Origin of the sequence: Rubripirellula tenax, from assembly GCF_007860125.1 — a bacterium.
Taxonomy (GTDB): Bacteria; Planctomycetota; Planctomycetia; order Pirellulales; family Pirellulaceae; genus Rubripirellula; species Rubripirellula tenax.
Genome location: NZ_SJPW01000001.1, coordinates 207,337 through 216,849 on the forward strand (window position 1 = coordinate 207,337; position 9,513 = coordinate 216,849).

A 9,513-nucleotide genomic window follows, 5' to 3' on the forward strand; every position below is an offset into this window, starting at 1 on the left:
TGCCAAGAGGTTAACGCCAAGTCACGTTTTTTGGTAGACAACCCGTTTAACGAGCCGGCGGCCAAACGCCCCGTAACGATTCTGATTCCGCCAGATTCGTTTCAATGGGCCAATCGAAGGATCTCAGCAGCATCTTGTCGGAACCGTTGCCGGTCCAACACCGAAAGCGGCGGCAATCGGCGCCGTGTGGCGATTCGATTCAAAAGCCCGTCAAAACCGGCCCGCGAAACCGGGGGATCGATCAAGTCCACCGACGACGTCCATCGCGACTGGCTTAGCGCGACGGCCGCGCCTTCGCTGTCGCCGGCTTGGTTGTCGTCGTCGTAGAAAACGATCGGAGCTTCCCCGCCGCGCGGCGCCCGCCGAACAATATCGACCATCTCGATGGGTGCCAAATCAGCCAACTGGACCTTCGAAAGAATCATTCGCAGATCACCGCCGCGGTCAATTTCTCGTTGAAGTTCTGAGACGCTAGAAACCACCGTGGCGTCCCATCCCAATCGATCGAACAGTTTTTCAAAGTGGGTTGAGTAAGCCGGTCGCGTTTCAACCAAAATGGCGTGAGGCCGGTCGTTCAATCGAGTCATCTCGACCAGTGTCTTTCGGACCATGCTGCTGCCGGGATAGGCACCGTCGCCGGCCAAACGCGATACCAGCGCGGCCGCCTCGTAACGCACTTGCGGGATCGACGACCACGCTTGTTGCACCAACGCGGTCGGACGTCCACCACCGGATCGCACAAGGTCGTCTCGATTCAACCCGTCGGACAAGGCGTCGACCAAGCGAATCAAACCAATCAACCCGGCCGTCTCGGTCACAGCGGCGGTTTCCGATTCGGAAGTATCGTACCCTTCGGCCGACGACAATTTCGGTCGAGTCGCGATATCAACGGCGGCTAACACTGCCGCTGAATCGACCAGCGGGCGACATTGGTCCAAGAAGGCTTCGTCCGAATCGGCAGTCCCCCAGTCGGGATCAATCATCACGCGATAGGCCAACCCCGATAACAGGATTTCGGCATCCTCGGCTTGCGAATCACCCGCCAAGCGTTTCAACCGAACGCCGGCATCCGCTGCGTCACGATAAGCTGCCAAAATCGCTCGAGAGTCCTGCGACGCAACCGATTTGCGATCCGGTTGGATCGTCCAAATCGTGCGAACTTGATCATCGTTATCGATCGCCGTGGCCGCCGCCCGTGTGTCTCGCAGATCGTTCACCAACAACGTCAACGCTTCGCTTCGGCTGGGAAGTGTCGAAACCAATCGCGTCAAACCGCTTGCCGCCGCGTTCCGTTCTTCCTTGTTTGAATCGATCGCGTGTAGCGATGCCAACAAATCCGCCATGAACCGTTTCGAGTCAATTCGCGCCAGCGATGCGATCGCTCGGCCGCGCACTCCATCGGCACCGTACAACGCCAATTGGCGAAGTGCTGCGATTCCGCCGTCGCCCATCCGCACCAACACGCGCAGGATCTCGTCGCGAGACTCGCTCGTTCGCTGGGTCACCGCCGCTGCCGCTAGCGCGCCGATGGCGGCATCGCCACCCGCCAGCAACGTTCGCGAAGCCGCCAACCGCGTGTCTCGCGAATTCGAGTCAAGCCCTTTAATCGCTTGGGTCAATCGAGCCGGCGCAGTAGACAGCGCCATGGACGCCTGCCCCAAAACATCCAAGTTGGCTTTTGCCGCGTCACTGACTTCGGTGCTTTGTTTGATTCGCAAAAAGACATCGGATCCGATCGTTGCCGCCATCGCCGCAGCCTGGGGACCAGACAATTTCTTAGCATCCAACCCCGACAACAACTGATCCACCGAAGCCCACCGGCCGGTGCGTGCCAAACTGGACACCGACGCGGCAAAGTCTTGGTTGCCCCGTCCGGCTCGCTCCAAAAGTTGTTTGTTCATCAGGTCGACCGGTTGTCCGTCGTCGGCGTCACCTGAGGGTGCCGGCGTGGTCACCGCTGGTTCACCAAACAAGCCCGCCCCACCAAACATGCCCGCTCCGGGGTCACCGAAGGGATTGTCCTGGCCAAAACACGGCAACGCGACGCCTAACGAACCCAACAAGGCCCAGACCAGACCTTGTCGGATGCAGCGGGGCCTTGATGTTCGGCGACCGATTGACCGCGGGATGAACGAAGTAGGGCGATCAAGGAACCAGATCGTCATTCGGGCGAAGGGGGTTGAAAGTGGGAGCCAATGGAAACCAAGGGCCCCATCATAGTCGACAATTCGGTCTTGGCAGCGTTCGATTCCCAGACCGAACTATTCCGGCAAGTCTTCCAAAACGGCTTGTAACGACTCGCGATTGTCCCACTCGACGGTTCCCGGCTGGACATCGGCGTACGAGTTGATTCGTTTGCGAATGCTTTCCGTCCGAGTCTCCCATGTGGCGGCAAACTCGTCCGGCGCCAACACGGGTTGAGTGTTTTCGAATCGGGGTCGGTTCGCCAGCGATTTCATGAACGCGCGATCCAACTCGATCGCGGCATCGCGAAACTCGTGCGAATCGGGCTGTTGATACGTCACTTTCTCGACCGGGTCCACCGGTGCACTGACCGGCGTGGCGATCACCGAAGTGGATACCGACGATCGCTGAAGCACGGTCGAAAACGACCACAACATGACGCCGACGGAACCGATAATCGTAATCGCCTTGAACCAACGACCGCGTGGCGGCTGGACCGGTTTGCGTTCCGGTTGCCGGTTCGACGGGTCTTTCAAAAGTGGCTTATGTAAATCGTTCATGGATGAAAACCTATTCCGTAATAATGGTTGGCAGGTTGTTGGCGATCTCTTCGAAAATCGCGACCAACTGGGCACCCGAGGATGCGTGGTAATGCTTGCCACCACCGATGGCAGCGACTTGCTGCATCTTGGTTTGGTCAGCTCCGTCGCCGAACGTTACCGTATGAATGGTCAGGTTGTAGGAACTCATCAGCGACGTTGCGACAGTCGTACAACTGGTGCCGGTGTTTTCGATCCCGTCCGTCATCACCACCATCGTCTTCGATGCGTAGGGACGGGCCCGATTGTCAAGCAGAGCGGTGATTCCGGACTGCATCCCTCGGCCGATCGCAGTGTTCCCGCTTGGGCTAAGGCTAGCGACCTTGTTTCGCACGACGGTAAAGTTTTTCTCCAACCAGCAATCCAGCGTGGCATATGTCGAATAGCTTGCAACCGAGACTTGCTCTTCTTGGCTTGTCGTATCCAACACGTCCAAGAACGCGTCCATCGCCTCGACCAAGTCTTCCCACGGAGAAGTCGGCGCCGGGCCCAAGTTGTGATAGTGTTCCCACGCCCATTGTTGATAAGAGTTCGAATTCACGCCGCTTGCATAGTAGTAATTGCCAGAGTAGTAAGTCAGTTTGCCGGCGGAGACACCCGCATTCTTTGCTGATGTACTCCAAGGCGACTTATTGCTGGGCCAGTCCCAATCGATAACGCCCATCGAACCGGATCGATCCAGGACGACGGAAATGTCACGGTCGACTTGCATGGCAACGGCATCCAGCGCCGTCGAAAATTCGCTGGCGTTCAAAACGCCGGGAATCACCAAAGGCACACGTCCCGACAGCGATCCGCTATCACGGCGACCCAAGACGCGGAAGGCACTTGCGATTTTCTCTCCGCTGGCGACCTGTGACGTCGGGATCTTTTGAAAGTAATAGCGTCCGGAGCTTCCATCGGGCTGGGTCGCTTCACCGAATTCGATTTCATTCGCCGAATCGCCAGTCCGAAGTTGCAGCGGTTCGCCGTTGACCAAATTCATCGCTGCCGTTGTCGCGGCTGCGGTCTTTGCAGCGTCAACCGTTTGCGTTTCGCTGAACGCGCGTCCGCCGGCCCGCGCCGCCGCATCCGTCGCAACCATCAACTCCGTTCGCGTCAACTGCATCTGGGCCGTGTTGATACAGAACGCCGCCAAGATCGCAAGCACCGGCAACAGCACCGCCAACAAACCCATCACCGCGCCGCGACGCTCGACCGATCGGTTGCGGACTGCGTTCGACACTTGAGCGTTTTTTCGACTGCCGTTCATGATGGATGTTCCAGGCAAAGTTTTCTTAGACAACTTGATCAACAAGGTTTTTTTGGCTTCGATCGAACGTCGCGATCGACGGAATTGGTTGCAAGCGGCGATAATCATTGTTCGTAGAATCCGTCGTAGCGCTCGGTTCGCATCCGGACCGTCGATGAAATATCCGACGTCGGAAGAAAGAACGGAGCGAACAAGGCGACTTCGCCAAGGTCGACCGTAACAGTCACCGTGACATCCGTGCTATCCACGTCGATCTCGGAAACGTCAACTTGGTATCCGTTGCTAAGCAACGACCCCATGATGCGGTTGGCCTCGCCCTCGGCTTCCGCCGCATTGGCTCCGGGAACGATCGCATGACGTGCCGCAAAGTACGCGGCGTCCTGCGCCAAGTTGCGAACCATGTTCATTCGTGCGAATTCCATGCACGTCAAAATGATCAACAACAAAATGTTGGCCACGATCGCAAACTCGACCGCCGACGCGCCGAGGCGTGATTCGCCGCTGCGCCGACGTCGTCGCGTTCGTCGTTGATGAGGGGATGGAAGGTTCATGCTTCGGGGCCTGACACACGTAGTGCGGTAATCAGTTGTTGAGGTTCGCGTATTCTTTGCGCATTGTGACGCTCGCGGTAACAATCAAATCAGCAAAACGTTCGGTAGGAATCAACAAGTTTCCGGCGGTGGGAATGTTGACGGTCACGGTTACGTTCTGAAGCGTCGCAGCGGATTCAAAGCCTGGCGTACTGAACGTGCAAACGCTGCCCGCTGAATACTGCACGCCACGTTCGTCCAGGAACTCGGTAACTCGATTGACAACATCGGTGTTGGTACGACCGCGGCCCACGCCTTGGCGGGCGCCCTCGTAAGCCGCCAGGACTGCGGACTCTTTCAGAAACATGACCGAACAAACGTCGATCGTCCCGAGCGTCAATGTGATCAAGAGCGGCAGCACGATCGCGAACTCGATCGTCGCGACGCCGCTGCGTCGAGACGATCGGCCTTTGCGTCGGCGGCTAGCGATGGTTGCACAAGTCATGGAACAAAGAGGGGTAGGTGACACAGAACTTCCGGATGTACTGGAAACCTAGGTCACGAACCGTCCATGTGCAGAAAAAAATCTCTAACATTGGCTTGCACCGGCATTCATTTTGTGCCACGCGGTCCATGATGGCCCTACGATCGACACAACCGCTACGCTGGCCACCCCCGATCCCGATTTGGGAGCTTGGCCTGGTCTAAGAAGCGGCGATTTCTTTTTCACGTTCACGCGAAAAAGTGTTTGCATCAGTCGCCGAGGTCCGCTTTTTCGTTCCCGTCGTCGTCATATCGATTGATCGCGAAATAGACGAATGGCACCGGCAAACATGGCAACAGGAGCAAGAAAAATTTCCCGATGACCATGGCAAACCCGATCGTGATCACCACGAAGCCCAACCACAGCCACCATGTGTCGCGCCAAAGTCCCATGATCTGTTTCATCGGTTGCCATCTTGAGGTTAGGTGTTCGCCAATCGGACACTGGACGGAGTGATTCGAATCGCATCCGCAGCGATGTTGAGGTTCCAAGACGCGGCCGCTTCTGGCAACCCCCCAATTCCGCCCGAAAATCGCAAACCATCACTCCAGTGGGGCCTCCGCGAAAAACTCGATAGAATGGTCGGCTTGAACCAACATGAACCGAGTTCCAACCTTCTCGAAACGGATGCTCCAGATGACGAATTCCATTGAATCGCTGATCAAAACCGGCACAAAACTGTATCTCGACTCGGTCGATCCGACCGAAGTGGACAAGAACCTGTCATGGGGAGCCGTCGGTGCGACTAGCAATCCGGCCATCATTTCGGCCATCGTGAAACAGGGCGGAATGGACGACCAGATCGAAAAGTTGCTGGGCGAAGGGCACGATGATAACGCCATCGCGTGGGCGCTGACGGATCACATGGTCCAGGACGCACAGCGAAAGTTTCAATCAATCCACGAAGAAACCGGTGGCAACGCGGGCTGGGTCAGCTTTGAATTGGACCCGCTGCTCGAAGATCCGTCGCTGAACCTGAACGAAGCCGACGTCGTCGCTCGTTACCTCGAATTGGGAAAAAAGTGGGCAGCCGGGCACACCAACCGAATGATCAAAGTGCCGGCGACCGCCGCCGGCTTGAAGGCGTTGACGGCCTTAGCCGCCGCGGGCATCACACTCAATGTGACGCTGATCTTCACCTTGGATCAATACCACGCCGCCCGCGAAGCCGTTTGGAAAGGGGCCAGCCAACTTGCCAATCGCGACAACTTCAAGTCGGTCTACAGCATTTTCATTTCTCGGATCGACGTCTACACCGCGTCGGATGTACCGACATTAACCCCCGAAGCTCAGGGAATGGTGGGCATTCTGAACGCGAAACGTGTCTGGAAAGACAACCACGCTTTCTGGGCCGACAAAAAACTACCACTGGAACAAGAGCTGATCTTTGCCAGCACCGGCACAAAGAACCCCAACGATCCGCCACAGCGATACGTGCAAGCGTTGGCCGGAAGCGACATCCAAACCAATCCGCCGGAAACCAACCAAGCGATCGCGGACCAAGAAATTGAGTTCACGCGGACCGTTGACCAAATGCCGCCACAAAGCGTCCAAGATGACATCGACGCCAAAGTCGATATCAAAGCCATGCACCAAACGTTGATGGCAGAAGGCGTGGACAAGTTCGTCAAGCCGCAACGGGCCCTCTTGGAACTGATCGCCCAGAAACGTAAACAGCTTTCACCGTCAAGCTAGCCGCTCGACTGCAAATCACTTCGCCTGGCTGTTGATCTGCTCGGCGTCACGTTCGAGCGATCGTTTTAGGAAGTCGCTTTGTGCGGCCCGACACATGTCAACCAGGTCATGCGTCTGTCGCAGCACGATCAGCCAAGCGCGGTCTTCGCTCTTGGCCGATTCTTCGATGGTGGCGGCCGCTTTGGAAATGGCTTCCAAATCGAAGTCGTCGGCCAATTGAATGATATGCGAAGCGTGCGACTGAAGTTTTGGCCAATCTTGCGCTGCTGCGGCGCCAACCAACTCTTGCACTCGCGCCCCGATCGTGATCGCGTTCTGTTTCCGCAGCGCAATCGCGCCGGTCGCAAACGTTGCTCGCGTGCTGTCGATCTTGCGAATGAAGAGTTCCACCAGATTCGGATCGAATTGAGTCCCCGCGCATCGACGCAATTCGACGATGGCCTCGTCGTGCGATCGCCCCTTTCGATAGACGCGATCGGAAACCATCGCATCGTAGCTGTCCGCAATGGCCAACAAACGTGCGCCCACGGGAATGTCTTCGCCAACGGGCAAATCGGGATCCCGCGCCTTGCCGCCGTAGAACGCGTGGTGATTTGCCATGATATCGGTCAGTTTTGGACAATCGAAGGAACTCGCAATGATCTCGACGCCGATACGGTCGTGACGCCCCATGATTTCCCATTCCTCCGGTGTCAACTTGCCAGGCTTCAAGAGGATATCGTCCGGAATCCCGATTTTGCCGATGTCGTGCAATAGCCCTGCGATTTCCAAAATGTATCGCTCCGCCGGATCAAACACGTCTTCGCCCGCCCGCGAGCACAAATCGGCGACGCGACGTGAATGTTCTGCCGTTTCGGCGTCCCGATAGGACAATGCCGACACGAGCGCGATGACCGCTTGGAAAGGAATGTCGACTCGGTCGTGCTTTGCTTCGTCAAGAATTTTTTCGGTATCTTGGATCAACGCATAACTAGCGTTGTAGACGATCGAACGATTTCGGCCTTCACGCTTGGCAACGTACAAGCACGCATCCGCCTGATTGACAAGTTCTTGTGGATTCGAGCTTTTGAATCGCAGTTCGGACACGCCAAGACTGGCCGTCAACCGCAGTTCTTCGGGATCCTCTAAGCGAATCTCGGAAATCGCGATACGAATTCGTTCTGCTTCTGCCAACGCAGCTTCGATGTCGAAACTGGGCAACAAAACACAGAATTCTTCGCCGCCGTATCGGCACACGACACCATGTTCTTCTTGCAGCGACCGAATCGTTTGCGCAACCACGCGCAGCACGTCGTCCCCGGCGTGGTGACCGTACGTATCGTTGACGCTCTTGAAATGGTCGACGTCGACCATGATGCAAGACATCGCTTGGCCGTCCGTTTCGGACTGCGTCCAAAAGCTCTCGAACTTCTCGAAAAATGCGCGACGATTCAAACAACCCGTTAACGAGTCTTGCGTTGCTAGAATCTCTAACGCGCGGTTTTTGCGCTGGATCTCGTCCCGACTGCTTCGCAGCAGCGAAAGCATCCGCTCCAATTCTGCGCGATGTTCTTCGACGTGCGTCACGTCGCGGAACGTTGCCAGGGCACCTCGCTGCGTTCGATCCTTGCCCAACGGTGCCGCGTTCACCGAAAAGATCCGCTGCGAACCGTCGGCTAGGGTGATACGAAGCATCCTTTCGCTTTGCAGTTCACACGTCTCGATCGCAAGCATCCACGGATAACCGGTCTCGCTGACGTCGTCTTCGACCCAATCCAGTTCGCTGGCCCGACGATGGGTCAAAGAATCGGAATCGATTCCGACGATATCCGCAAACGCTTGATTGGCCAGCACGATTCGGCCGGTCCCATCCAACACCAACAAGCCTTCGGCCAGCGTATCGAGCGCTTGACGCACTCGATCGGGAACCACTTGAGTGTTGTTGAAGACGCCCATCATGCGCACAACAAAGATCGTGAACGCCAGCATCCCGGCAACGATGTAGAACGACAACAGCCGCACTGTCGGATTGTTGATCGCACGATCGAAGGTACCATCGTGGGGCGACTTATAGCAATATTCGACCCGCCCCCAAGACCGGCCACTGATTGTGATCGGGATCTTCACTTTGTCGACGTGAACGATGTCCTGAGCATCCGGACTCCACATGTCTTCATGGTGTCCGGTATCAAGACGGAGCGTTCCGAATTCGCTTCGAATGCCAATCGACATCAATTCCGGATCACGATCCACCATCAACTGCAACTTCGAACGCAAGTCAACCCAGCGTTGCTTTCCGATGTCTGTCGCGCTCAGAATCGCGATGGTTTCACAATTCTGATGGCGCGCATTCATCTCTATCGCCGCAGAGTCTGGCAAATAGCCAAACCACTGTGCGCCAAGAACGAGACTTGCGCCCACGCAAACAAGCGAAAAGGCGAGCCTCACCGATGCGAGCAATCTCTTGCCCAACGAATCCCCCGTGTGTCTTCAATAAGGACATCAAACGTGGTCGACCGACGAAGGGCGAACGTTTTCACGTTATTTCCTTCGGCAATGGACCTTATGGGAAGTGTTACCTATCCCTTCATGCACACGGTTCGAAATCCTGAGGCGATCTTTGACGATCGAGGTATCCCTATCGGGCACGCGGTTCGTAACGGATACGACGAATGTGCTGCGATCAACGACCGCAGCATTCGTGACGACGATTCCGTTCCGATCGACGGA

The 9,513-nt window shown here is 56.5% G+C and carries 8 protein-coding genes; 1 reads left to right on the forward strand and 7 read right to left on the reverse strand.

Features of this window, described 5'->3' with window-relative positions; translation table 11 throughout:
* Window positions 1-101: 101 nt before the first annotated feature.
* The 6 genes from Poly51_RS00880 to Poly51_RS00905 form a co-directional block, all read right to left on the reverse strand.
* Window positions 102-2,165 carry a hypothetical protein gene (locus Poly51_RS00880; protein ID WP_222435762.1) on the reverse strand — a complete coding sequence of 688 codons (2,064 nt, stop codon included), beginning with the start codon at window positions 2,163-2,165 and terminating at the stop codon, window positions 102-104.
* Window positions 2,166-2,261: 96 nt separating this feature from the next.
* Window positions 2,262-2,744: a hypothetical protein gene (locus Poly51_RS00885; protein WP_146453468.1), complete on the reverse strand. Its 483-nt coding sequence runs from the start codon at window positions 2,742-2,744 to the stop codon at window positions 2,262-2,264.
* A 10-nt stretch (window positions 2,745-2,754) separates the two neighbouring features.
* Entirely contained in the window at window positions 2,755-4,035 is a 1,281-nt protein-coding gene (locus Poly51_RS00890) for a vWA domain-containing protein (protein WP_246114190.1), read from the reverse strand.
* 104 nt (window positions 4,036-4,139) lie between these two features.
* Window positions 4,140-4,586 (reverse strand): TadE/TadG family type IV pilus assembly protein, encoded by a 447-nt coding sequence (locus Poly51_RS00895; protein WP_146453469.1) that lies wholly within the window; start codon window positions 4,584-4,586, stop codon window positions 4,140-4,142.
* Window positions 4,587-4,617: 31 nt separating this feature from the next.
* The gene (locus Poly51_RS00900) at window positions 4,618-5,070 is read right to left on the reverse strand and encodes a TadE family protein (protein ID WP_146453470.1); all 453 of its coding nucleotides are present in this window, start codon (window positions 5,068-5,070) and stop codon (window positions 4,618-4,620) included.
* A gap of 248 nt (window positions 5,071-5,318) precedes the next feature.
* Complete coding sequence (locus Poly51_RS00905) at window positions 5,319-5,513, reverse strand: hypothetical protein (protein ID WP_146453471.1); 195 nt, start codon at window positions 5,511-5,513, stop codon at window positions 5,319-5,321.
* 232 nt (window positions 5,514-5,745) lie between these two features.
* Between Poly51_RS00905 and Poly51_RS00910 the strand changes: the two genes are divergently transcribed.
* Window positions 5,746-6,804, forward strand: coding sequence for a transaldolase family protein (locus tag Poly51_RS00910; RefSeq protein ID WP_146453472.1), 1,059 nt, complete (start codon window positions 5,746-5,748; stop codon window positions 6,802-6,804).
* A gap of 15 nt (window positions 6,805-6,819) precedes the next feature.
* On the opposite strand, the gene Poly51_RS00915 is transcribed toward Poly51_RS00910, so the two are convergent.
* On the reverse strand, window positions 6,820-9,138 hold the full coding sequence (locus tag Poly51_RS00915) for a diguanylate cyclase (protein ID WP_246114191.1): 2,319 nt from the start codon (window positions 9,136-9,138) through the stop codon (window positions 6,820-6,822).
* Window positions 9,139-9,513 lie beyond the last annotated feature (375 nt).

What these genes read in the sequence shown, in the direction of transcription:
- Poly51_RS00890 (WP_246114190.1), bottom strand. Translation starts at nt 4,035, where the DNA reads ATGAACGGCAGTCGAAAAAACGCTCAAGTGTCGAACGCAGTCCGCAAC.
- Poly51_RS00895 (WP_146453469.1), bottom strand. Translation starts at nt 4,586, where the DNA reads ATGAACCTTCCATCCCCTCATCAACGACGAACGCGACGACGTCGGCGC.
- Poly51_RS00900 (WP_146453470.1), bottom strand. Translation starts at nt 5,070, where the DNA reads ATGACTTGTGCAACCATCGCTAGCCGCCGACGCAAAGGCCGATCGTCT.
- Poly51_RS00905 (WP_146453471.1), bottom strand. Translation starts at nt 5,513, where the DNA reads ATGAAACAGATCATGGGACTTTGGCGCGACACATGGTGGCTGTGGTTG.
- Poly51_RS00915 (WP_246114191.1), bottom strand. Translation starts at nt 9,138, where the DNA reads ATGAATGCGCGCCATCAGAATTGTGAAACCATCGCGATTCTGAGCGCG.
- Poly51_RS00880 (WP_222435762.1), bottom strand. Translation starts at nt 2,165, where the DNA reads ATGACGATCTGGTTCCTTGATCGCCCTACTTCGTTCATCCCGCGGTCA.
- Poly51_RS00910 (WP_146453472.1), top strand. Translation starts at nt 5,746, where the DNA reads ATGACGAATTCCATTGAATCGCTGATCAAAACCGGCACAAAACTGTAT.
- Poly51_RS00885 (WP_146453468.1), bottom strand. Translation starts at nt 2,744, where the DNA reads ATGAACGATTTACATAAGCCACTTTTGAAAGACCCGTCGAACCGGCAA.